Annotated in this window: 23 protein-coding genes; 14 read left to right on the top strand and 9 right to left on the bottom strand. The window is 25.5% G+C overall.

The window, feature by feature from the left end:
- The first annotated feature begins 12 nt into the window (after window positions 1-12).
- From proC to C7380_RS06690, 3 genes are all read left to right on the top strand, one after another.
- Window positions 13-816, top strand: a complete 804-nt coding sequence (proC, locus tag C7380_RS06700; protein WP_109604726.1) for a pyrroline-5-carboxylate reductase — start codon at window positions 13-15, stop codon at window positions 814-816.
- 133 nt (window positions 817-949) lie between these two features.
- Window positions 950-1,840 (top strand): sulfite exporter TauE/SafE family protein, encoded by an 891-nt coding sequence (locus C7380_RS06695; RefSeq protein ID WP_109604725.1) that lies wholly within the window; start codon window positions 950-952, stop codon window positions 1,838-1,840.
- Window positions 1,841-1,890: 50 nt separating this feature from the next.
- Window positions 1,891-2,448: a hypothetical protein gene (locus C7380_RS06690; protein ID WP_109604724.1), complete on the top strand. Its 558-nt coding sequence runs from the start codon at window positions 1,891-1,893 to the stop codon at window positions 2,446-2,448.
- Between the two features lie 21 nt (window positions 2,449-2,469).
- Here the strand turns inward: C7380_RS06690 and C7380_RS06685 are convergent, their stop codons facing one another.
- Window positions 2,470-3,327 carry an SDR family NAD(P)-dependent oxidoreductase gene (locus C7380_RS06685; RefSeq protein WP_109604723.1) on the bottom strand — a complete coding sequence of 286 codons (858 nt, stop codon included), beginning with the start codon at window positions 3,325-3,327 and terminating at the stop codon, window positions 2,470-2,472.
- Between the two features lie 11 nt (window positions 3,328-3,338).
- Entirely contained in the window at window positions 3,339-5,276 is a 1,938-nt protein-coding gene (locus C7380_RS06680; RefSeq protein ID WP_206050546.1) for an NAD(P)/FAD-dependent oxidoreductase, read from the bottom strand.
- Window positions 5,277-5,416: 140 nt separating this feature from the next.
- Between C7380_RS06680 and C7380_RS06675 the strand changes: the two genes are divergently transcribed.
- Complete coding sequence (locus C7380_RS06675; protein WP_109604722.1) at window positions 5,417-6,736, top strand: PucR family transcriptional regulator; 1,320 nt, start codon at window positions 5,417-5,419, stop codon at window positions 6,734-6,736.
- Between the two features lie 18 nt (window positions 6,737-6,754).
- Entirely contained in the window at window positions 6,755-7,975 is a 1,221-nt protein-coding gene (locus C7380_RS06670) for a patatin-like phospholipase family protein (RefSeq protein WP_158274818.1), read from the top strand.
- 34 nt (window positions 7,976-8,009) lie between these two features.
- Here C7380_RS06670 and C7380_RS06665 read toward each other — a convergent pair whose 3' ends face one another.
- Complete coding sequence (locus tag C7380_RS06665; RefSeq protein ID WP_109604720.1) at window positions 8,010-8,633, bottom strand: ZinT/AdcA family metal-binding protein; 624 nt, start codon at window positions 8,631-8,633, stop codon at window positions 8,010-8,012.
- 327 nt (window positions 8,634-8,960) lie between these two features.
- On the opposite strand from C7380_RS06665, the gene C7380_RS06660 reads away from it, so the two are divergent.
- The 6 genes from C7380_RS06660 (at window position 8,961) to C7380_RS06635 (ending at window position 13,691) form a co-directional block, all read left to right on the top strand.
- On the top strand, window positions 8,961-9,797 hold the full coding sequence (locus C7380_RS06660) for a sulfide/dihydroorotate dehydrogenase-like FAD/NAD-binding protein (protein WP_109604719.1): 837 nt from the start codon (window positions 8,961-8,963) through the stop codon (window positions 9,795-9,797).
- Window positions 9,790-11,175 carry an NADPH-dependent glutamate synthase gene (gltA, locus tag C7380_RS06655; protein WP_109604718.1) on the top strand — a complete coding sequence of 462 codons (1,386 nt, stop codon included), beginning with the start codon at window positions 9,790-9,792 and terminating at the stop codon, window positions 11,173-11,175. Before C7380_RS06660 ends, gltA begins: the two co-directional genes overlap by 8 nt.
- 18 nt (window positions 11,176-11,193) lie before the next feature.
- Complete coding sequence (locus tag C7380_RS06650; protein WP_109604717.1) at window positions 11,194-12,351, top strand: iron-containing alcohol dehydrogenase; 1,158 nt, start codon at window positions 11,194-11,196, stop codon at window positions 12,349-12,351.
- A gap of 85 nt (window positions 12,352-12,436) precedes the next feature.
- Window positions 12,437-12,655, top strand: coding sequence for a DUF2164 family protein (locus C7380_RS06645; RefSeq protein WP_109604716.1), 219 nt, complete (start codon window positions 12,437-12,439; stop codon window positions 12,653-12,655).
- Window positions 12,656-12,668: 13 nt separating this feature from the next.
- Window positions 12,669-13,268 (top strand): glycerol-3-phosphate acyltransferase, encoded by a 600-nt coding sequence (locus tag C7380_RS06640; protein WP_109604715.1) that lies wholly within the window; start codon window positions 12,669-12,671, stop codon window positions 13,266-13,268.
- A 78-nt stretch (window positions 13,269-13,346) separates the two neighbouring features.
- The gene (locus C7380_RS06635) at window positions 13,347-13,691 is read left to right on the top strand and encodes a hypothetical protein (RefSeq protein ID WP_109604714.1); all 345 of its coding nucleotides are present in this window, start codon (window positions 13,347-13,349) and stop codon (window positions 13,689-13,691) included.
- On the opposite strand, the gene C7380_RS06630 is transcribed toward C7380_RS06635, so the two are convergent.
- From C7380_RS06630 to C7380_RS06620, 3 genes are all read right to left on the bottom strand, one after another.
- The gene (locus C7380_RS06630; RefSeq protein ID WP_109604713.1) at window positions 13,688-14,482 is read right to left on the bottom strand and encodes a HoxN/HupN/NixA family nickel/cobalt transporter; all 795 of its coding nucleotides are present in this window, start codon (window positions 14,480-14,482) and stop codon (window positions 13,688-13,690) included. The genes C7380_RS06635 and C7380_RS06630 overlap by 4 nt on opposite strands.
- A 2-nt stretch (window positions 14,483-14,484) precedes the next feature.
- Window positions 14,485-15,030 (bottom strand): DUF1007 family protein, encoded by a 546-nt coding sequence (locus tag C7380_RS06625; protein WP_109604712.1) that lies wholly within the window; start codon window positions 15,028-15,030, stop codon window positions 14,485-14,487.
- A gap of 319 nt (window positions 15,031-15,349) precedes the next feature.
- A complete protein-coding gene (locus C7380_RS06620; protein WP_109604711.1) occupies window positions 15,350-16,504 on the bottom strand; it encodes a tetratricopeptide repeat protein in 1,155 nt (384 codons plus the stop codon).
- A 155-nt stretch (window positions 16,505-16,659) separates the two neighbouring features.
- Here C7380_RS06620 and C7380_RS06615 point away from each other — a divergent pair, with 155 nt between their 5' ends.
- The 3 genes from C7380_RS06615 to C7380_RS06605 all read left to right on the top strand — a co-directional run bounded on the left by C7380_RS06615 (window position 16,660) and on the right by C7380_RS06605 (window position 19,371).
- Window positions 16,660-17,376, top strand: coding sequence for an alpha/beta fold hydrolase (locus C7380_RS06615; protein WP_158274817.1), 717 nt, complete (start codon window positions 16,660-16,662; stop codon window positions 17,374-17,376).
- Between the two features lie 34 nt (window positions 17,377-17,410).
- Entirely contained in the window at window positions 17,411-17,998 is a 588-nt protein-coding gene (locus C7380_RS06610) for a PAS domain-containing protein (RefSeq protein ID WP_109604709.1), read from the top strand.
- A gap of 158 nt (window positions 17,999-18,156) precedes the next feature.
- The gene (locus C7380_RS06605) at window positions 18,157-19,371 is read left to right on the top strand and encodes a sensor domain-containing diguanylate cyclase (protein WP_109604708.1); all 1,215 of its coding nucleotides are present in this window, start codon (window positions 18,157-18,159) and stop codon (window positions 19,369-19,371) included.
- A 21-nt stretch (window positions 19,372-19,392) separates the two neighbouring features.
- Here C7380_RS06605 and C7380_RS06600 read toward each other — a convergent pair whose 3' ends face one another.
- The 3 genes from C7380_RS06600 to C7380_RS06590 form a co-directional block, all read right to left on the bottom strand.
- A complete protein-coding gene (locus tag C7380_RS06600; RefSeq protein WP_109604707.1) occupies window positions 19,393-20,574 on the bottom strand; it encodes a hypothetical protein in 1,182 nt (393 codons plus the stop codon).
- A 184-nt stretch (window positions 20,575-20,758) separates the two neighbouring features.
- A complete protein-coding gene (locus tag C7380_RS06595; RefSeq protein WP_109604706.1) occupies window positions 20,759-21,955 on the bottom strand; it encodes a hypothetical protein in 1,197 nt (398 codons plus the stop codon).
- Window positions 21,956-22,002: 47 nt separating this feature from the next.
- Window positions 22,003-23,565, bottom strand: coding sequence for a permease-like membrane multi-spanning protein (locus C7380_RS06590; protein WP_109604705.1), 1,563 nt, complete (start codon window positions 23,563-23,565; stop codon window positions 22,003-22,005).
- Window positions 23,566-23,657 lie beyond the last annotated feature (92 nt).

The raw sequence follows: 23,657 nt of genomic DNA, 5'->3' as shown, positions 1-23,657 counted from the left end.
GGGAGGGTTTTTATGAAAAAAATTGGTTTTATAGGTGGAGGCAATATGGCTCAAGCTATGATTGGTGGAATAATAAAATCAAAAATAATTGAACCTGAAAATATAATTGTTTCAGATTTGAATGAAGAAATTCTTGAATTTGTAAATCAAAAATTCAAAGTTATAACAACTGTAGATAATCTTAAAACATCTTTACAATCAGATATTTTGTTTTTATCTGTTAAACCTAATTTATATGAAATTGTAATAAAACAAATTAAAGAAAATATCAAAAATGATGTGATAATAGTTGCTATTGCTGCAGGTCAAAGTATTAAAAGGGTAGAAGAGCTTTTTGATAAAGAGTTAAAAGTGATAAAAGTTATGCCAAATACACCATCTTTAGTTGGTGAAGGAATGGCTGCTATTTGTCCGAACAAACTTGTTGAAGAAAAAGAATTGAATTTTATAATAGATATATTTAATAGCTTTGGAAAGTCTGAGATAGTTCCTGAATATTTGATGGATGCAGTTACTGCTGTAAGTGGATCATCTCCAGCTTATGTTTATATGTTTATAGAAGCTCTTGCAGATGGAGCGGTTTTGCAGGGATTACCAAGAGATAAAGCTTATAAAATGGCAGCTCAAACTGTTTTGGGAGCAGCTAAAATGGTTCTTGAGACAGGGGAACATCCAGCTAAATTAAAAGATATGGTTTGTTCTCCAGGTGGTACCACTATAGAAGCTGTTGCTAAATTAGAAGAAAAAGGTTTTAGAACTTCTGTTATAGAAGCTATGAAAGCTTGTACCGATAAATCAAGAAATATGTCTAAATAAAAAATAAAAGGGCCCCTCGAAAGAGGGAGTCCCATAAAAAGTGTGTGTATGTGTATGTGTGTGTATAGAATTTTACCATTTAAATTTGTTTTTTAAATTAAGATAAAATTAAAACAAAGGAGTTGTATTTTATATGGTTCAAATAATTTGGATTTTATTGATTATAATGCTTATTTCATATACATTTTATTTAATAAGAGATGTTGTGAAAAATAAGACAAAACTTGAATCTGAAACCTCTTGGATAAAAACGGGTATTATAGGTTTTTTTGTTAATTTTATAGATGCTTTGGGAATAGGAGCTTTTGCACCTCAAACTGCTTTATTGAAATTTACAAAACAAACAAAAGATAAACATATACCGGGTTCTATGAATGCGGCTAATGCTATTGCGGTTTTAATCGAATCGATAATTTTTATCAAGGTAATAGATGTCGAGCCTATTACTCTTGTAGTAATGCTTGCTACTGCTACTTTTGGGGCTATAATCGGTGCTGGAATTGTTTCAAAATTAGAAGAAAGAACTATACAAATTGTCATGGGTTTTGCCCTTTTTGCAACTGGCTTTATAATGATTGCAGGAAAAGTTGGTTGGATGCCATCAGGTGGAAGTGCAATAGGAATAAGTGGAATGAAGCTTGTAATTGCTGGAGTAGTTAATTTTATACTTGGAGCATTGATGACAGTGGGAGTAGGTCTTTTTGCTCCTTGTATGGCACTTGTTTATTTTTTAGGAATGTCTCCTAAAGTTGCTTTCCCTATAATGATGGGTTCATGTGCATTTTTAATGCCACCAGCCTCAGTCAAATTTATAAAAGAAGAAGCAATAAATAGAAAAGCAACTCTTGCTATGGGATTAGCTGGAGGAGTAGGTGTTTTAATAGCTGCTTTAATAGTAAAAGAGTTGCCTCTTGATATTGTTCAATGGCTTGTTGTTGGAATAGTATTTTATACAGGTATAACTATGTTGATGTCGGCAAAAAAGAATAAAAAATGTCAAGTTGTAGAGAAAATTGAAGTTTGATATTTAAATTTTTTAAAAAAATATAGTATAATTTATCTGAGGTGATTATTATGATAAATTCTTTAAAGAGTTATGATTCAAACCCTCAGATAGGATATAAAGTTGATCCAGGTGAAAGAGGTCTTTCTTTATCTTCACCAGCATCTACAAGTATAATGAGAGTTGCTTCTCATGAAGCAAGAAATATTGCTCAGTTTAAAAACAATGCAGCTTCTCAAAATGGTGTAGTCATTTATTCTGATATAGATATAATTTTTGAAAAAAGAGGAGCTTTTCTTGCTGCAGTTGGCGGAAAGTCTAAAGCTGTAATATTATATAAAAAAGATTCTGAAGATATTCAAAATATAGATGGTTATATGGTGTCTGATGAAATGAAAAAAGAGTCTAATTTTCAAGAAGATAAAGAAGATAATAGATTAAATATTGGAAATGATGAAACTGAATTAAAAATAAAAGATATTGAAAATAAGATCTTGATAGAAAAAGATCCAGAAAAAATTGAGAAACTTGAAAATGAAAAGATTATTTATGAATTGATGAAAAATTTTAAAAACTCTGGTCTTTCTTCTGAGTTTGGAATAGGTTTAAATATAAACACTTTATTATAAAATAACTCCCTTTGAAGGGAGTTATTTTTTGAATATAGAAATATCAGGATTTTTTCCTTCTAATATAGTTTTAACTCTCAATCCTATAACAGGATTATATTGTGGATGAGTTAGTATATAAAATTGTTCATCTTCAATAGCCTGAAAAACACTCATGCCAACACTATCAATAGGTATACCTGTATTTATTACATGATCGGCTCTTTTTAAACCATCTTTATAAGTTTGACTTGTATAATAAGGATCATTTTTGTCTATTTCAAATCTTTTAGGTCTTCTTTTATCACAATGGTTTAAATCAGTTTGAATAAAACCAGGGCAATAAACAGACATTTTTATATTTGAATTAATAGCTCTTAATTGATAGTTTACTGATTCAGATAATCCAACATTGGCAAATTTAGTCATATGATAGGTTGGCATTCCAGGTGAAGATAAGAGACCAGCCACACTTGCTGTGTTAACTATATGAGCAGGTGTTCCTTGTTTCATCATTAAAGGTATAAATACTTTTAAACCATATGCTATACTGTATACATTTGATTGCATTATATAATCTATATCTTTATTAGGAATTTCCCAAATAGGTCCTGGAACTACAACTCCAGCATTATTAAAAAATAAATCAACCTTTTCGAATGAATCTGTAGCTTTTTTTGATAGATCTACCATGTCTTCAAATATAGTTACATCCGTTACAACTTTTATAACTTCTGAACTTATTTTTTTAACTTCATCAAAGGCAATATTGAGATCATTTTCAGCAATATCTGCCATTACAACTTTCATACCTCTTTTTGCGGCTTCTTTTGAAAGCTCTAAACCTATTCCATTAGCTGCACCTGTTATAACTGCAACTTTGTTTTTAAATTCTTTCATAAAACTCCTCCTTAAAGTACATAAGATTTATCAAATGAAGATCTCATAGCATCAAAAATTCTGCCTGGTTTTTCAACATCACCGATTATTTTTATGTTTTTAAATGATTCTTTTATTTCTTCAACAATTTCGATATTTGATTGAACCCCAAGTGAAAGAACAATTAAATCTGTTTCTAATATTTCTATTTTTTTAGTGTTCATATTCATTAATTCTATTGAATTTTCATTTATTTTTACGAGTTTTTTAGAAGTTAATAAATTAATTTTTTCTTTTTTTATACGAGGTAAAATATCCATCAAATTTGGTAAATAAGTACCTGGTGCAATATCTTTTTGCATTTCAATTACAGTTAATTCATTATTTTTATTGTTTAAATATTCCGCTGTTTCAAGACCTGTCATTCCAGAACCAATAACAGCTATTTTTTTATTTTTTATTTCTGTTTTTTCAGATAATATTTGCTCAGCAGTATAAACATTTTTAGAATTTATGCCTTCTATATTTGGAATTATAGGCTTTGCACCTGTAGCAATAAAAATTGCATAAGGATTTATATTTTTTAATAAATCAATATTAGCTTTTGTATTAAGTCTTATATCTACATTTAAATCTTTTAATTCATTTTCCATATTATCTATGAACCATTTTAATTTTTCTTTCATTGGTGGTTTACTTCCAAGAAAAACACTTCCACCAAGATGATCCTCTTTTTCGAATATAATAGGAGTAAAATTTCTTTTTGCAAGATTTATTCCAGCTTGCATACCAGCAGGACCTCCGCCTATTATTACAACTTTTCTTTGATCGCCATCTTTTTTAAACTCTTCAAAATCTATTTCCATTCCAACTCTTGGATTTACAGCACATTCAATTCTTTTTCCATTCATTATTAATTCTATACATTTTAAGCATGAAATACAGGATCTTATCTGATCTTCTTTACCATTTAAAGCTTTATTTCCCCATTCAGGATCTGCCAATTGAGCTCTTCCAAGTGCTACAAAATCAAGATTATTTGTTTCGAGTAAATTTTCAGCAATTTCAGGTCTTTTGATGCTATCACAAGCGATTACAGGTATTTTTATATTTTCTTTTATTGATTGAGATAAATGTTTTTTCCATCCTTCCTTATAAGAAACGGGTTCTATTATTGTTATTGAAGATTCATATGTTCCTGAACTCACATTTATTGCATCTATACCTATACTTTCAAGATATCTTGCGATTTTTATTGATTCATTTATATCTATTCCACCTTCGATAAATTCATCGCCATCTATTCTTACGGAAATTGGAAAATCTTTTCCACATATATGTCTTATACCCATTATTATTTCAGTTAAAAATCTCATTCTATTCATAAATGTTCCGCCATATTTATCAGTTCTTTTATTAGTTGCTGGACTTAAAAACTGACATATCAAATATCCATGAGCACCATGTAATTCAATTCCATCAAATCCGGACAATTGAGATATTTTAGCTCCTTTTATGAACTTTTTTACTAAATTTTCTACTTCAAGAGTTTCTAATTCTCTTGGTATTTCTCCTATAGCTTTTGATGCAATAGGACTTGGTCCAACTATTTGTTTACCATTCAAACTACTGCTATGTGCTTGTCTTCCAGGATGATGTAATTGAGTGAATATTTTTGTGTCATATTTATGAACAGCTCTTGTTAATTTTTGCAGTCTTGGTATTTGATAACTGTCAGTTACACATAATTGGTTGGGAGTTCCTATGCCTGTTTCATTGTCTATTCTTGTGATTTCTGTTATTATTAAACCACATCCTCCTTTGGCTCTTTCTTCATAATAACGGATTATTTCATCACTTGCTTCTCCAGTTGATGTTGCTAAAGAAGTTCCCATTGCGGGCATTACAATTCTGTTTTTTAATTTTAGATTACCTATCATACCTTCAGAAAAAAGTTTTTTATACTTCAATGAAATCAGCTCCTTTTGTTAAAATATTAACAATATATTTTTATTTTAGCACAATAAAAAAATAAAAAATACGGAAAAAGACACAAAAAAATTTGACTTATTTGTGCTTTTTGCACTATAATTGTATAGAGGTGATTTAATTGACTGAAATAGATTATGGTATAAAAGATATAATTGAAAATTTTAATATAATGAATAAAAATATAAATGAAGAAGATTTAAAAGTTCTTGTTCATTATATAAAAGAAACTATAAAAAAAGATTATAGACTGGTAGAAAGTTCAGCTTTACTTTTAAATACTTTAATACAAGGAAAAGGTATAAAATATATAGTTGAACTTGGATCAGAAATATTAAACAACCCTGTTATTCTCGTTGATTCAGCTTATAAAATTATAGCTCATTCGAAAAAAGCAGAAATTGAAGAAAAATTTTGGAAAGAAAATATAGAAAAAGGTTATTGTTCATATGAGTTTATAAAAGAAGTGAAGAAAATAAAGGAAGTTAAACAAGCTCCCAATTCTAATTATCCATTTGTAGTTACATGTTATGCAAGTCCCATAAAAAAGATGGTAAGCAAAGTTATAATAGATCATAGATGTATGGGGAATATAATAGTTCTCGAGTCAAAGAAAAATTTTGATGAAGAAAGTTTTAAGCTTTTAAAAACATTAAGTGATGTAATATCTGAAAAATTAGATAAAAATGGAAATTACAAAAACTTAAAAGGGTTGATGTATGAAAATCTTTTTTTAGATTTACTTGAAGGAAATATAAAAAATGAAAATATTTTAAAAGAAAGAGCTATGAGTTGTGATTTTAACTTAAATAAGGATTATTTTATATTTTGTGTTCAATTATCAAAAATTGAGGAAAAAAATAAATTAAAAAATTTATATTCTTTTATTCAAGAAAAATTTTTGAATTTTAAAACAGTTTATTATAAAGAAAATTTTATAGTTTTGATAGATAAAATAGATATGAGTATAATAGAAGATGAAGATATAAAAACTATTTTAAATAAAAATAATGTATATGTTGGAATAAGTGATTTTTTCTCTGATATCATAAATATGAAAAAATATTATAATCAAAGTCTTTTTGCTTTAAAAAATCATAAAAATTATGATGATAATTTGATAAAATATTCTGATTTTAAAGTTTTAGATTTAATATATAATATAAAAGATAAGATAAACTTAAAAGATTTTTGTCAAAATTCTGTTTATAAGTTAATAGAATATGATAAGAATAAAAATACTGAGTATTTTGAAACTTTGAAGTCTTATTTAAAAAATAATATGAATATGATAGAAACGGCAAAGAGTATGTATTTACATAGAAATACTTTAGCTTATAGGATAAATAAAATCAAAGATATAATTGATTATGATTTAAATGATGGGGATAAAAATTTTGAAATATATTTTACTATAAAAATAATTGAAGAAATAAAGTAATCTTGGGAGGGGATCATTTTGAATAATTATGGATTAGTTCTTTCTGGGGGAGGAGCTAAGGGTAGTTATCAAATTGGAGTTTGGAAAGCATTAAGTGAAATGAATATAAAGATTTCTACTATAACTGGAACATCGATAGGTGCTTTGAATGGAGCTTTTTTAATACAGGAGGATTATGAATTATTAAAGCTTGCATGGACACATTTCAGTATTGATACGGTTTTAAGTGTAGACAAAGAAAAATGGAATAATAAAAAAATGTATAATAAAAAATATTTTTCTTTTTTAACAGTTATCAAAAACCTCATAACATCTGGTGGTATAGAAACAAAACCACTTGAAGAAATATTGAGAAAATATATAGATGAAGAGAAAATAAGAAGATCAAATATTGATTTTGGAATAAATACCTATTCACTCACAGATAAAAAACCAATTGAAATTTTTAAAGAAGATATACCTAAAGGTAAATTTGTTGATTATCTTCTTGCAAGTTCTTGTTTTCCAGCATTTAAGCCAGTCGAAATAGATGAAAAAAAATATATAGATGGTGGAATTCATGATAATCTACCTATAACGATGATGGAAAATAAAGGTATAAAAAATATAATTGTGGTAGATGTTGGTGGAAAACATACAAAAAAATCAAAACCTTTAAAAGATTCAAATGTAATATATATAAGATCAAATAGGGATCTTGGAAAAACTTTAGAAATAGATTCTGAAAAAGCTAAAGAAAATATAAAATTTGGATATTTGGATACTTTAAAAGCTTTTAATCATTTGACCGGAATAAAGTATTATATCGTTTATGATAAGAAATGCCAATTTATAAAAAATAGTTTGTCTAAGGCTAATATAGAACAGTTTTTTGGAATTAATAATAATTTTCCTTTTTTGTATAAAGAACTTTTAAGTAAAAGATTTTTTAATTTTATTCATAAATATTGTGATTCCAAAAAGAGAAAATCTAATATATTATCAATTGTTGAAATAACTGGTAATTATTTTAATTTAAATAGTAAAAGAATATATTCTGTAAATCTTTTAAATAAAAAAATTATAAATGAATATGAAAAAATAAATGAAAAAGATAGAATATATAAGCTTATAAATTATGAACAAGATGAGAGAAAATTAAAAAAATATAGAAGAGAAGAATTAATAAATAACCCTAAAATGGTTATAGCTGCTTTTTATATTGATTTTCTAATTAAAAATAAATATTATCCATGTTAAAAAAATCCTATCATTTTAATGATAGGATTTTTTATTACTTTATATCTGGCAACATAGATGCTGACATTCTTGCATTTTTTAGCATATCATCTATAATTCTTTCTATATTTGTAACTGAAGGATCATAAAAAGTAGGCCACCAATTATTTAAGTATTTATCTGTTGAAAGATATGCAAATGAAGTATTACCAAATCTTGCATGAAAATGTTTTAATCCATTTCCATGTTGATGATAAGGTACTAATAAAAGAGTTTTTACATTTATTTCTTCTGCTTTGGGATCTTCGGTTGTGAATATAAACCATTCTATATCATAATCCCCCCAATTAGTTTCTAACTTACCAATATAATTATATGATATTTTATAACTTTCATTTATTAATATGTTATTTCCATCCAAAACTTCTAAAGATTTTATATCAGTAGTGTAATTTTTAATATAAAATTCTTTTACCATTTCTGGGCTATATCCTTTTTTATGTTTGCTAACAGCTTCATATAATTTGTCGGCATATTTATTATTATAAATATTTCCCATATCAAGATTTAATCCTTTCCAAGGAGTTAAATCAGACACTTTTGGCGATGATTCAGCAAATGCAAGCATAGAACTAAAAATAAATAAACTCAATAAAAAAACACTCAAAACTTTTTTCATATAAAATTCCCACCCTTCTTAACTTATTCTAATTTTTGTAGACTAATCTACAAAAATATTATAATATTTTTTTTATTTAAAGTCAAGTTAATTAGTCATATTTTTAAAATGTTGTTCATTTATTAAAAATAAGTTATATTCTTCACAAAATAACTTTTGTTTAAAAGTTTAAAAGTGAAAGGTTTAAAAGAATATTAACTTGATTAATTATTATGATTTAATCAACTTTTATTATAATTATATCGATGGTAAAAATTAAAAGTTTCACAATTTATATTTTTAAAATTTGTGAAAATGTTAATAAACAGAGCTGAAAGAAGGGGTTATATGTATAGAATAATAAAAAAAGAAATACTTAATCCTGATGTTGAATTAATGGTAGTTCATGCACCTTATGTTGCAAGAAAATGTGAACCTGGTCAGTTTATAATTTTAAGAGTTGATGAAGATGGAGAAAGAATTCCCTTGACAATAGCTGACTATGATAGAAAAAAAGAAACGGTTACCATAATTTATCAGGTTGTTGGATATTCAACAAAAAAATTGAGTAATAAAAATGAGGGAGATTTTATAAATGATTTTGTAGGGCCTTTAGGTCAACCTGCTCCCATTCATAAAGTTAAAAGAGTACTTGGAATTGGCGGAGGTGTTGGAATAGCTCCTCTTTATCCACAGATGAAAAAGATGAAAGATCTTGGAGTTCAAGTAGATGTTCTTCTTGGTGGTAGAACTAATAAACATATCATAATGGAAAATATGTTTGAAGAATTTGTAGACAATATCTATTATGCAACTAATGATGGGTCTAAAGGTATTAAAGGTTTTGTTACTGATAAACTTTTAGAGCTCCTCGAAAATGGAGAAAAATATGATCTTGTGGTTGCTATAGGTCCTTTAGTTATGATGAAAGCTATAGTCAATATCACAAAAGAAAATAATATAAAAACTAATGTATCATTGAATCCAATAATGATAGATGGTACTGGAATGTGTGGCGGATGTAGAGTTACAGTTGGAGGAGAAACAAAATTTGCTTGTGTTGATGGACCTGATTTTGATGGTTTCCTTGTTGATTTTGATGAATGTATGCAAAGGCAATCAATGTATAAAGAAGAAGAGGAACATATTTGTAGAATAGGAATAGGAGATGGTAATAATGCCTAATTTAAGTAAAGTAAAAACTCCTATAAGAGAACAAGAACCTGATATAAGAAATAAAAATTTTGAAGAAGTTGTTTTAGGATATACAGAAGAAGAAGCCATTGAAGAAGCTGGTAGATGTTTACAATGTAAACATAAACCATGTATGAATGGGTGTCCAGTTAATGTTCCCATTCCAGAATTTATAAATCAAGTTTCAAAAGGTAATTTTGAAGAAGCTTATAAAGTTATAACAAGAGAAAATGTTTTGCCAGCTATATGTGGGAGAGTATGTCCACAGGAAAATCAATGTGAAGGAAAGTGTGTAAGAGGTAAAGCTGGTGAACCAGTCGCAATAGGAAGACTTGAAAGATTCGTTGCAGATTGGCATATGAATAATATAAAAAATAAAAAAGAAGATATAGAATCTAATAATATAAAAATAGCAGTAGTTGGAGCTGGACCTGCAGGTTTGACATGTGCTTTTGAACTTGCAAAAAGAGGATATAAAGTTACTTTATTTGAAGCTTTACATACTCCAGGTGGCGTTTTAAGTTATGGTATTCCAGAATTTAGACTTCCAAAATCTCTTGTTAGAAATGAGATAAAGAAGATAGAGGATCTCGGAGTTGAATTAATTACTAATGTTATAGTTGGAAAATCTATAACTATAGATGAGCTTTTTGAAGAAGGATATATGGGAGTTTTTGTGGGTAGTGGAGCAGGACTTCCAAAATTCATGAAAATAGAAGGCGAAAATTTAAATGGAGTTTATTCTGCAAATGAATTTTTGACAAGAGTTAATCTTATGAAAGCTTATAAAAAAGATTCTTCTACACCAGTTAAAGTTGGTAAAAAAGTAGCAGTAGTCGGTGGTGGTAATGTTGCTATGGATGCTGCAAGAACTGCTAAAAGATTGGGAGCTCAAGAGGTTTACATAGTTTATAGAAGAAGTGAAGAAGAACTTCCAGCAAGAGTTGAAGAGGTTCATCATGCTAAAGAAGAAGGAATAATTTTTAAATTATTAAATAATCCTGTAAAAATAAATGGAAAAGATGGTTGGGTTGAATCCATGGAATGTATAAAAATGGAACTTGGTGAACCAGATTCATCTGGAAGAAGAAGACCTGTAGCGATTAAAGAAAGTAATTTCAAACTCGATCTTGATACTGTAATAATGGCTATTGGACAAACACCAAATCCTCTTATTAGACAAACCACACCGGGTTTAAAAACTGAAAATTGGGGTGGGATAATAGTTGATGAAGATACTATGAAAACAACTAAAGATGATGTTTATGCTGGAGGAGATGTTGTTACAGGAGCTGCAACTGTTATTTTAGCGATGGGTGCAGGTAAAAAAGCGGCAAAAGCAATAGATGAACATTTAAAAAATAATTAATTTTAGGAGGCGAATTTAATGGATATGAGATGGTTTAGAGTACCAAAAGATATAGTTTTTGGAGAAGGAACTTTAGAATATTTGTCTTCATTAGAAGGAAAAAAAGCAACACTTGTAACTGGTGGAAGTTCTATGAAAAGATTTGGATTTTTGGATGAAGCAAAAGCTCAACTTGAGAAAGCAGGTATGGAAGTCAGTATAGTGGACGGAGTTGAACCGAATCCATCTGTTAAAACTGTTTTAAGGGGAGCTAAGGCAATGCAAGAATTCCAGCCTGATTGGATTGTTGCAATTGGTGGAGGTTCTGCTTTAGATGCTGCTAAAATAATGTGGGTTTTTTATGAATATCCAGAATCAAAATTTGAGGATTTAGTTGCTTTTAAATTTCCAGAATTAAGAACAAAAGCAAAATTTGTAGCTATTCCATCAACTAGTGGAACTGCATCTGAAATAACAGCTTTTTCTGTTATAACTGATACAGAAAATCATATAAAATATCCACTTGTATCATATGAAATAACTCCTGATATAGCTATTCTTGATTCAAGATTACCAGCAAAAATGCCAGCACATATAACTGCAAATGTTGGTATGGATGTTATGACTCATGCAATTGAAGCTTATGTTTCAACTACAGCAACAAGTTATACAGATCCACTTGCAATGGAAGCTATAAAATTAACCTATAAACAGTTACCAGAAGCTTTTAAAGATGGAGAAAATATGAAAGCAAGAGATGATATGCATAATGCTTCAACTTTAGCAGGAATGGCATTTACAAATGCTTCTTTAGGATTAGTACATAGTCTTGCTCATAAAATAGGTGGAGAATTTGGTATAACTCATGGTCTTGCAAATGCTATATTATTACCTTATGTAATTGAATATAATAAAAAAGCAACAGACAAATATAAAGATATTGAAGAAGTTTTAGGAAGTTCAAATATATCTGAAACATTAAAAGAAATGAATAAATCATTGAATATCCCAACAACATTGAAAGAAGTAACAGAAGTTGAAATTTCAGAAGAAAAATTTCTTGAAGTTTTAGATAGAATGTCAAAAAATGCTTTTGAAGATCCTTGTACAGCTACAAATCCAAGGGAATCTTCAGCAGAAGATGTAAAAGAAATATATAAAGCAGCTTATTATGGAAATAGTGCTAAAGAAATATAATTAAAATTATTTTTAAAAAAGTCCAGTTTACTGGACTTTTTTTTATTATTTTTAAGGTATAATATATAAAAATGGAGGTGTTTTTATGGATATATCTGAAGAATATAAAAAAATTCTTTTACAAAAAATAATAGTATTTTTTAGTGAAGAATTTGGAGAAGATATAGGGCAAATAAGGGCTCATGATATACTTGGGTTTTTTATTGATAATATAGGTAAGGATATGTATAACAATGGAGTTGAAGATAGTTATAAATATATGAATGATAGAATAGAAGATATTCTGGCCCTTCAAAAATTATGAAAGGGGAATTATTATGAATATTTTAATTTTAATTTTATCCTATTTGATAGGAAGTGTACCATTTAGTTATATACTTCCAAAAGTATTTAAGAATAAAAACACATTAAAAGAGGGAACAAAAAATCCTGGAGGAACTAATGCTATTTATACTTCAGGTTATTTTATAGGTATATTATCTATGGTATTAGATGTTTTTAAAGGAATAATAGTATTTTTAATTGCTGATTATTTTCTCGAAAGTTTATTTTTCATAAATTTGGCTTTGATTTTAGCCGTTTTAGGCCATAATTGGAGTTTATTTTTAAAGTTTAAAGGAGGAAAAGGAATAGCGGTTAATTGGGGAATTATATTTGCAGATAGTGTTATTATGGGAATAACTTTTTTAATATTATCTACTTTCTATACTCTTTTGACAAAATATTTATCAATAGGAGTTTTGCTTTCTATACTTAGTATAATAGTGTTGAAAATTTTTATGGGATCTAATGAATATTTATTTGCATATATTGTTATTTATGGAGTGAATTTATTTAAGCATAGAATAAATTTCATAAGAATTTCACAAGGTAAAGAGGTTAAAATTTTTCAGGGATTGAAAGAAGCTGGAAATTAAAATTAATTTAATTTAAATTAATTTTGTAATGCTATAATGATATATGATTGTAATTTGGAAAATCAAGGGAGGGATTTTATGTTAAAAAGTGAATTTTTGAACAAAATTGAAAGTATTGTAGAATCTGATGAAGCTACCATGATTTATTTTGTTTTTATTGATAGTAAAGAAAGTATAGGAAAAGGAGAATGTTCTCTTTATCCAGATGATATTTATTTAAAGAAAAATAAAATAGTTGTATGTGAAAAGGATCCCAAGATAACTTATAATGTTTCTCAAGTTTATTCTGAACTTGAAAAATATGACGATTTTGAAGTTATTGTTGAAGATATAAACGGAAAATTTTTTTCTTTAGATAATATGATATTAGATGTTGGATTGAATTGTCTAATAATAGAAATTCCACTCGAAGATGTTATTTAATATAAATTCAATGAGATTAAACCAAAAAATATTATCATAATGCTTGCAAATGTAGAAATTATTTTTTGTCCTTTTTTAAAATTGAATATTTTTTTATCTAAGAATATTCTAAAATAGTGTGATAGTAAAGCCGAAATAGTTACGGTCAATCCCATACCAATTGACATAGCTATTGAAAGAATTATGCCTTGAATGTAAAAGTCATATGAAATTGAAAATAACATAATAGTCATAACTCCAGGACAAGGTACAATTCCGGCTAGGAAAGCCGTGATTTTGTACTCTTTGTTTTTTGGAGCATCATTTTTGTCTTTTATATTTTTTATTAGTAAAAATATTCCTAATAATATCAAAAATGAACTACTTATCAATTTTATTATTTTTGTAGGAGTTTCGCTATCTATGAAAAGAATGTCTTTTATAATAAAATAAAAAAAAGATATCAAAATTATTGCAGATAATGTGTGAGTTATAGCAAATATATTCCCAAATATTATCGATTTTTTAGCATTTGATGTTTTATCCTCTAAAAATATAGAAGCAGCAAATGTTTTTCCATGACCTGGTCCAGCGGCATGAATTATACCAAATAAAAAAGATATTATTGAAGCATTTATTAAATTTTGAGGGTTTTCTTTTATCGATTTTATAAGATTTCCAAGTGTTTGATTTATATTATATTGTATATTAATTATTTCATGATTTATTTTTGGAATTATATTGAAGTATTTGATTAAAAATAATATTATAATTAATATTATTATAAATAAAGTTATTTTTTTTATATTCATTTTTATTTTCTCCGAATTATTAATTTTATTTCATATGGAAATATTTGATCAAAGTAAAATAATTTATCAAAATTTGCAAATATAGTACTTTCTATTTCATAATTTTTGTTTGGTATTATATTTATATTATCATCTTTTTCGGTTTTTAAATAAGTATAATAACTTTTATCATATGTTGAAATGATTATTTCATTATTATTATTTTCTAATTTTAAATCGTATATCATTGTAAACAATATTCTGTTTTCGATTTCAGTTGAAAATATTTTTAAGGGCGAAATTTGTAGGTTTTTTTGGTTTAGATAAATTGTAGTAAAAAAATTTTCTTTTTTATATTTTTCTTGAAGTTTTTTATTTATAGAATCTATATCATTATATTGTTTTTTTAAAAGCATGCTCATTAAATCGTCAAATTTCCAAGTTGAAGATATTTCTAATATATCGTTTTTTATATTTATTTTAGTTAAAACTTCTATGAATACATGTGGATGGGCGATTATTGTTATAGATATTAAAGTGTATGCACAATAAATAAAAATTTTTTTCATCTTATAACTCCTGTTTTTTATTTATTATACCATTTTATATTAAAATATAATAAAAAACGGGTTTTAAACCCGTTTTTTATGACAATTGAATAATCTTCTTTGAAATAGACAAGAGGAGCATCACACCATTGAAAGTATTTGTTAATAATTAGTCCCTGAATATTTTAGGTTTACCTAACTTCTGTATATATTCTATCATATTCTTTTAAAAAAGTAAATATATTTTTGTAAAACAATAAGTAACTTTTTTGTAATTTTTTAAAATTGTTTTTTAATAAAATATGGTAAAATAAAAGTGGAAAATATTAATTTTCCACTTTTATATATTATCATCATTTTCATCATTCATCAATTTAAGTTCTTTTTCTTTTTTTATTTTTTCAAGTTTCAACAATAAAAATATTCCAATTGCTGTTATTAAAATTATTGGAACCATATAAAATAAGAAGTTTTTAATGATTACATTTTTTCTTAGTTTAGAAAGTATTTTTTCTACTTCAGGTTGATTTGGATTTTTTGATATCGAAGAATTCAAAATGATTCTTACGAGTTTTGCATTTTCTTTTGGATCTTGTTCATAATAAGACAATCCAAGTTTTGTTAAAAGGTTTGGGTCTTCTGGATCGCTTGAAGAAGCTAATTTATAATATTCTACTTTTTGGTCTATATTTTTTGATGAGTCTCCAAGTATTTCATATATATTCTTTTTTACAAAACTATTGTTTGGATATTGGTTTAAAAGATCTTCTGAAAATTTTGATAATTCTTCTATATCATTATCAAAGTATAAAAGATTTGCAAGATGAATCATTGTTTTTACATCTTTTTCTGGTTTTTCTAAATAATCTTTATAGAGTTTTTTGGTTAATGAGTTATTTTTATTTTGATAATTCATTTCTATAAGTAATTCTAAAATCTCTTTTTGATTAGTTATATTAATATATAAATTTTTTAACTGTGAATAAGCTATTTCTTCATTTTTAAATATATTTGATTTCCACATTATTAAACTTTTTGCATATATTCCAAGTGGTATGTCTTTTGATTTTATGTTTTCTATTTCATTACTTAAACTTATTATTTGTTCTGCAATTTTTGGATCTTTTATGGCTTTCCAATACTCTACATTGTATAAAAGATAAAGTGATTTTACAGCTATTGAATCTGGATATTGTTCATAAAGTTCACTTAATTTAGCAACTGGATCTATATAAACTAAGGGTTGTATATTTTCCATGAAGTTTATTAAAGCTTTTTCATCTTCACGAAAATTGTTTATTTTTATTTCATCTGCTTTTTGTTTGTAAAGAGAATGATTTTTTTCCCAATGTTTTAAAAGATATCCCATTTTTTGCAGTTTTTGATCTGAACTTTGAATCATATCTTCTTTATTGAATATTTCTGATATATCATCTAATGATGCAAATATAAGTATTGAAGTAATTAAAAATAAAAAAGTTATTATTTTTCTCAATTGAAATTCTCCTCATTGTATAATATTTTCTTATAATATATTATACCTTAATAATTTTTAATTTTAAAATTTATTTTGAATAAAAATATTATTTTTTATATTAATAGTAGAAATTTTTATGTATGTTATAATTATATTAATAAGAGGTGATGTATATGGCTACATATAATTATAAAGATCTTGAGATTTTTTATCATGATAAAGGAAAGGGAAAGAATATATTATTTTTACATGGAGATACTGCATCGACAGAACTTTTTTTGAATGAAATAGATATTTTATCAAAAGATTATAGAGTTATCGCTCCAGATTTGCCGGGTCATGGAAAATCCAGCAGAATAAAAAGATTTCCATTAAATTTTTGGAAATTTTCTGCAGAAGTATTTTTGAGTATGATTGAAGATTTAAATCTTTCTGATGTAAATATTTTAGGGATCAGTGGTGGATCAATAATTGCTTTGAATATGGTTATTTTGAATGACTCAAATATAAATAAAGTAATGATAGATAGTTTTTTGGGTAAATCGATACCAAGAGGTGTTGCATTCAGTATTCAAAAGAGTAGAGCAAGTATGAAGGGTATAGGACAAGGTTTTTGGCAAGCTATGCATGGAATTGATTGGGAAGATGTTGTAGATGCTGATACTAATATGCTTGTTGAATTTTCTAAAAGAATAGAAAACTTTTATGATTCTGAACTTTTAAGTATAAAGAAAAAAGTTATGATAGTTTCTACTGATAAATCTAAGGTTATAGATTTGATAAATGATATTCCAAATAGTGATTATTATATATTTGAAAATGGTGAAGATCCTTTGATAATTTCTGAACAGGATAGATTTAAAATAGTTTTGGACGATTTTTTTAATTAATTTTATTAAAAAATATACAATTTAGGTGATTTTTATGGATGAATATATTTCAAAGGTTTATAAATTGTTCAGTTTAAATGATATAGGTTTTTCTATAATAAAAGTTATATTTGATGAAGAAAATGAGAAGAATTATTTTGAAATTATCGAAAAAAATGAATTTTATGATTATTATATAAAACTTTTGGGTTCTTATAAAGAGTTTGAAAAAATTTTTTATAAAGTTATGAAGTATAAAAATTATTCTTATCAAATAATTATTGAAAAATTGAAAAGTAAGTTTGAAATAAAATTCTTTTATGAAAAAGAATTCATTTATTTTCTAATTGTACCTTTGAGTAATGTTGAACATATAGATGTTGATAATTCTTCAGAAAAAAGTTCTATTTTTTGGGGTGTGGACGAAAAATTTTACAAAGCTTTTTTGTTTTCAGATAATCCTATGGCGATTATCGATTTGAATACTTATAAATATATTGAAATAAATGATGCATATACTTATGAATTAGGTTATTTGAGAGAAGAATTGATAGATAAAACTTTTTTTGATTTGGGTATATATTCAGATGATTATAGAGTTGATATATATATAAGAAACTTATACTCGAAGATAAAAAGATAATTAATGATGAAGTCGAACTTAAGAAAAAGGATGGAGAATTTAAAAAATATAAGTTTTCTGCTGAACTTTTTAATGAAAATGATGGAAGTTATTGTATACTTTCATTTAAAGTTTTTGATGAATCATATGAAAGAGAAAGTGTCTTAAAGAGTAACTCTATGATTTTGAGTACATTAGAAAGTCTTATAGATATGGGAACTTGGGAATATGATCTAAATTCAAAAAATATGAAAATTTCTAAAGGTTCGGCGAAAATACTCGGCATTGAGAATGTTTCTGAATTTAAAAGAGAAGATTTTTATAAACTAGTTGTTTCTGAGGATATTCAAAGAGCTATTAGTTATGAGCAACTTTTTTATAAAGAGACATTTATACCAACATTGACATTTAAAATAATTACAAAATATAATGATTTGAAGTATTTGAGTTCTAAAGTAAAGGTTATTAAAGATAATTTTGGAAATAATATAAAGGTTTTAGGAGTTACTTTGGATATAACTGATATGAAGCTAAGAGAGAAAAAATTGAAACTTTTTGAAAAAGCAATTGAAGTTGCTGGTTATGGTATATATATAACTGATGTTGATGGAGTTATAGAGTATATTAATCCAGCTTTTGAAAGAATAACAGGTTTTTCTAAAAAAGATTCTATTGGGAAAAAAACGAGTATATTATCTTCAGGAATGAATGGAGATGATGATTATTATAAGATGTGGAATACAATTCTTTCTGGCAATATATGGAAAGAAGAAATTGTGAATAAGAAAAAAAATGGGGATTTTTATACTGCTTATCAGATAATAACACCTATTTATAATGAAAAAAATAAAATAGAATTTTTTGTAGCTATTCAAGAAGATATAACAGAACAGAAAAAAAATCAAGAATTAATAAGAAAATATGCATCTTATGATTCTTTAACAGATGCTTATAATAGAAGAATGGGTTTGATAATACTTGAAAAACAGATAAAAAATTATTTTAAAAATAAAGATAATATTAGTATATGTTTTTTAGATATTAATAATCTTAAATATATAAACGATGTTTATGGACATAATTTTGGAGATATAATGTTAAAAAATTTTTCAGAGACTATTATGAATTCTATAAATGAAGATGATTATTTTATAAGACTTGGTGGAGATGAGTTTCTCATAATTTTTTCGAAAAGTGATTTTAAAAAAGCAAATTTTATTTGGGATAAGATAAAAGAAAAATTTAAGGCAATAAATTATGAAAAGAGATATCCTTTTAAAATAGAGGTTGCATATGGCATCTGTGAATATAATGGTGAAGGGCTCGATGATTTTATATCTAAGGCTGATAATTTGATGTATGAAAAGAAAAGAATTATGAAAAATAAAGAATGAGATTATATTTATGAAATAATCTCATTCTAATGGTTTTATAGGTTTCATAGTATAGGTCGATAATATATTTGCATTATTTTTAAATAGATAAATTGCTTCTATTGGAGTTAATTTGTCTATTTTTAATTTCATAAAAGTTAATCTGTCAAAGTCTATAGAATAGTGAAATTCATTTGTTTTTCTATCTAAACCAGATAATATTATATTTTCAATATGGGGACTAACATTAAAAATAACTCCAGCTATGTATATAGCTGTTCCAAGTGTTGAATATAGGTAAAGATATTTATAGTCTTTTTTAAGTTTGCTTTTAACAGAAGCTTTCCCAGATTTTAATATGTTTACTCTATTTTGAGGTAGTTCTTCTTCACATGGAGTTAAAATATCTCCATAAACTGTATTATTTGAATATTCATAGCTCATTTTTAAATTGTATGGCAATTTTAAATTTTCGAGTATATATTCGATCCAAATTTCAATGTTGGTATTTTTCAAAGCATCTTCAATGTATTGTTTGTTTTTTTTCGATTTTTTATTTAGTTCTAAACTATTTTTATACAGATATTCTTCATTTTCATCAAATTTTTCTTTTTTTTGATTCCAGATTTTTAAGTTATCTTCATATACTGATTGTAGATTTTTTTGTATGAATTCTTTTCTTTGTTTTAAAAAATTTTTAAATAAATTGAATGGAAATTTTGATTTTGCTATTTCTTTTAATTCTAATTCAGCATCTTTTATTGTTGGTTTTTTTGGTTCAAATTCATTTTTTTTGTATAGATCTGGTATTTCAAATGAGGTTGAAATTTTTTCAAATTCATTTTTTGTTCTTAATGAAGGAGTTTGAGAGTATATACTCATGAAAAATTCATCTTTTTCTTTAAATTTTTCTTTTAGAGATATAGAAAGCTTTTGAGATGCTTTTTTGAATTGAGTGGTTCTTTTTATTTTTTTTATAATTTTTTCATTTTTAATTTCAATTTTATTTTTATCGAATATTGAGATTTCTCCATCAGGGTTTATACTGAAAGTGAATTGAAGGTTTTTTACGAAAGTGTTTAAATTTTTTTGTTCTTGTATTTCTTTCTTATTATATATTTTTTCAGAGTCTATAACCATTTCTATATTGCATTTTAAGCTTTCTTCTGTTTTGAAGCTATAAAAAAGCTTAGTAGGAATTTCTATTTTATTTTTATATCTCATGGAATCACCGCCAATAAAATACAGTTAGTAACATTTATATTGATTCACCTTTTTATATTAACTGTTTTTTAATTTCTTTATAATATTATATCATACATATTATAATATATATTGTACGGATTTCTTTTAAAATTATATAAAAAACTTCGGAATTTTTTATTCCGAAGTTTTTATTTTTTGTTTTTTATTTGCCGGTTTTAAATTTATAAGTTTCTGATTTAACTTTATTATTTTCATCTGAAGCTTCTATATACCATGTATATGTTGTTTCTGGTTTTAATATATCATGGTTTTCTAAAGTATAATTTGTATCTGAATCTACATTTATTTCAAGTGGTTCTCCAGTTCCGTTTATATATAATGTATAATTTAATTCATCATTTTCGGGATCTTCAAATTTCCAAGAAAAGTTTATTGTTTTTGTTGATTCATCTGTAGTTCCATTTGGGCTAAAAAATGAATTTTTAGGTATTGGAGGTAGATTATTTAAGTTTACTGTTAATTTTTCATATGGACCATATTCATTATTTTTAATTGGGAAAATGAAATAAGTCATAGATCCTGATTTTCCAGTTTCATCTATTATATATTTCCCAGAACTTTCTTCTTTTAAAGTGGGTTCTTTGAACATTTTATTTTTATTATCAGATGTTTTATATATTTTGTATGAAGTTTTTTCTTCTGGCGTCCATTTTACTGTGATCGTTTTTTTTGTTGCATCATTTGGTATTAGATTTATTTTTGGTTTTTTTATAATATTTTGATAAATTATGATTTCTTCATTTGAATTTTCAGCATTTGTAAATAGTATATTTGTTGTTTCATCTGGCATAGTTCTAAAGGTTTTCAAATTATTTGAATATTGTATTTTTATATCATCTTCAGGATAAATTTCTATAGAATCTAAATCTTTTACGGGGATTTTTTCTTCTTTGTTTATTATAGTGGCATTTAGAGTTAAATTGAATTCATTGTCTATACTGATATTTGCAAGATTTTGCTTTACATTTAAATTTATTTTATTTTCACCATTGTTTATGAAAACATCTTTTTTAATTCCTTTGAACCTTTTTTTAGTTCCATTGTAATTAAGCCCTTCTACTTTTATTGTGTAATTTCCTGGTGTTAGAAGTATTCTCAAATTTGTTGGATTTTCTTTTTGCATTGTATAATTAGAAGATACTCCATCTTTAGATATTATTTCTACTTTCATTTTATCCCAATCATATATTTCATATAAATCTTTTTGAGTAGAATCTTCTAGTTTTATATTGAATTTTATGAATACTTGATCTTTAAATGGAACACATGAGCTCATTATAATTGTTATTAATATTATTAAACATGAATATATTTTTATTTTAATGATTATCCCTCCCATAGGCTTATATTTAATTATTTTGCATGGAAGGGGTATAATCCTAATTTTTAATATAAATTTTTTTGTATTAATTTATCTATTGAAATTATTAATTTTTTTGAAAATATTAATAACATTGTTATAACTATTATTGGTATTAAGATTAATAATAAAGTTATATATATATTTAAAGATATACTACCATTTATAATTTTTTCGATATATGATGAAGGTAAAAATATTGATAATGATATTAATACCATTGATATTTGTATTTTTATAGATTCTCCAAACTTTAATATATTGTTTTTATTTGATGTGTCTCTATGAGGATCATTTATAAACATTTTTGTTCCCCAAAGTGCTGAGAAATATAGTATCAATGATACAGGTATTATCATTATTATATTGTATATAGAAAATCCTTTCATAAAACTTATTATTATTATGAATATAATATACTCTAATATGTATATAAATGATGATATTATAGATTTTATTTTTATTTGTTTGTTATATTGTAGAGGAATTAATATTGGTAATGGCCATATATTGTAATCTTCTATTATAGAATATATAGAAATATATGCCGAATATAAGGCTGAGAAAACTATGAAGAATATATTTAAACTGATATTTTCTATATTACCTGTTATTATAAATATTAAAGGTAAAATCAATGGATATATTATCATAAAAAAAATGGAAGAATTTCTAAATAATAGTTTGAATTCTTTTTTTAATAATGTGAATTTTGATACTTTTATTTTCATATCTTTATGTTTGTTTTTTTTGTTTGATATGTTTAATTCTATTTTATTTAAATAGATTATTAAAAAAATTGTTGATATTATTAGTATTGATAATATTATTAGTGATGAATTAATATTTCCATGAAAAGCTTTTAAAAGATATACATGTGGCCATATGGGATTTAAAAATATATCTGCTTTATCTATGATAGGAGAAAACGAGTTGTTTATTTTTTGGATATCTGAATTACTGAAAAGATTTATAACGAGTACAAATACTATTATTCCCATAAAATATATTATTTGTGCAGTTCTTTTTGCAGCTGTTTTTCCTATAAAGAGAGATATTATCATTCCAATTAATAATCCCAATGATATTAACATAACTATGAACAATACACTTGATATTATTGATAAAAATATATTATTGGGATTAGCTATTAAATATGATATTATTACAGCTAATAACATTCCAAGATTTATAGAAGATAATACAAAACTTTCTATTGCTGAGGATAAAAAAATAGAACTTTTTTTTATTGGAAATGTCAATAATAAAATTAGATTATCATTTTCAAATAAACTTGTAACTATTGTTGATGAATATTGAAGCACAAACATTATCGACATTATTAAAAAGTATAATGAAACAATTGTATCAGCAATCGTAATTTTTGAATTTTCGTATATTGGTATATTGGTATATTTAAATATTGGAGTTAAGGATGTTATTAGCATGAATCCAAATATTAAAGCTGGTAACATGTATAAAAAAGCATTTGAAATAGAGCTTGTATTGTTTGATTTAAATAAACCTTTGTTTTTTGGTCTGCTTTTATTTTTAAAAGAGTATTTTAGCAATAATTTTAATTCTTCCATCAATCACACCTCACAGTTCATCAATGATTTCTTCAAATTCGTCTCCACCAGTGAGCTCAAGAAATATATCTTCAAGACTTTGATTTTCTTTT

Source organism: Oceanotoga teriensis, assembly GCF_003148465.1.
GTDB classification, from domain to species: domain Bacteria; phylum Thermotogota; class Thermotogae; order Petrotogales; family Petrotogaceae; genus Oceanotoga; species Oceanotoga teriensis.
Note: the sequence above shows the minus strand (reverse complement) of the source record. Positions and strands in the feature narration are given on the sequence as shown.

Excerpts from the sequence above, each read along its gene's own strand:
- proC (WP_109604726.1), top strand. The coding sequence starts at position 13 with ATGAAAAAAATTGGTTTTATAGGTGGAGGCAATATGGCTCAAGCTATG.
- C7380_RS06695 (WP_109604725.1), top strand. The coding sequence starts at position 950 with ATGGTTCAAATAATTTGGATTTTATTGATTATAATGCTTATTTCATAT.
- C7380_RS06690 (WP_109604724.1), top strand. The coding sequence starts at position 1,891 with ATGATAAATTCTTTAAAGAGTTATGATTCAAACCCTCAGATAGGATAT.
- C7380_RS06685 (WP_109604723.1), bottom strand. The coding sequence starts at position 3,327 with ATGAAAGAATTTAAAAACAAAGTTGCAGTTATAACAGGTGCAGCTAAT.
- C7380_RS06665 (WP_109604720.1), bottom strand. The coding sequence starts at position 8,633 with ATGAAAAAAGTTTTGAGTGTTTTTTTATTGAGTTTATTTATTTTTAGT.
- C7380_RS06660 (WP_109604719.1), top strand. The coding sequence starts at position 8,961 with ATGTATAGAATAATAAAAAAAGAAATACTTAATCCTGATGTTGAATTA.
- gltA (WP_109604718.1), top strand. The coding sequence starts at position 9,790 with ATGCCTAATTTAAGTAAAGTAAAAACTCCTATAAGAGAACAAGAACCT.
- C7380_RS06650 (WP_109604717.1), top strand. The coding sequence starts at position 11,194 with ATGGATATGAGATGGTTTAGAGTACCAAAAGATATAGTTTTTGGAGAA.
- C7380_RS06645 (WP_109604716.1), top strand. The coding sequence starts at position 12,437 with ATGGATATATCTGAAGAATATAAAAAAATTCTTTTACAAAAAATAATA.
- C7380_RS06640 (WP_109604715.1), top strand. The coding sequence starts at position 12,669 with ATGAATATTTTAATTTTAATTTTATCCTATTTGATAGGAAGTGTACCA.
- C7380_RS06635 (WP_109604714.1), top strand. The coding sequence starts at position 13,347 with ATGTTAAAAAGTGAATTTTTGAACAAAATTGAAAGTATTGTAGAATCT.
- C7380_RS06630 (WP_109604713.1), bottom strand. The coding sequence starts at position 14,482 with ATGAATATAAAAAAAATAACTTTATTTATAATAATATTAATTATAATA.
- C7380_RS06625 (WP_109604712.1), bottom strand. The coding sequence starts at position 15,030 with ATGAAAAAAATTTTTATTTATTGTGCATACACTTTAATATCTATAACA.
- C7380_RS06615 (WP_158274817.1), top strand. The coding sequence starts at position 16,660 with ATGGCTACATATAATTATAAAGATCTTGAGATTTTTTATCATGATAAA.
- C7380_RS06610 (WP_109604709.1), top strand. The coding sequence starts at position 17,411 with ATGGATGAATATATTTCAAAGGTTTATAAATTGTTCAGTTTAAATGAT.
- C7380_RS06605 (WP_109604708.1), top strand. The coding sequence starts at position 18,157 with ATGATTTTGAGTACATTAGAAAGTCTTATAGATATGGGAACTTGGGAA.
- C7380_RS06600 (WP_109604707.1), bottom strand. The coding sequence starts at position 20,574 with ATGAGATATAAAAATAAAATAGAAATTCCTACTAAGCTTTTTTATAGC.
- C7380_RS06595 (WP_109604706.1), bottom strand. The coding sequence starts at position 21,955 with ATGGGAGGGATAATCATTAAAATAAAAATATATTCATGTTTAATAATA.
- C7380_RS06590 (WP_109604705.1), bottom strand. The coding sequence starts at position 23,565 with ATGGAAGAATTAAAATTATTGCTAAAATACTCTTTTAAAAATAAAAGC.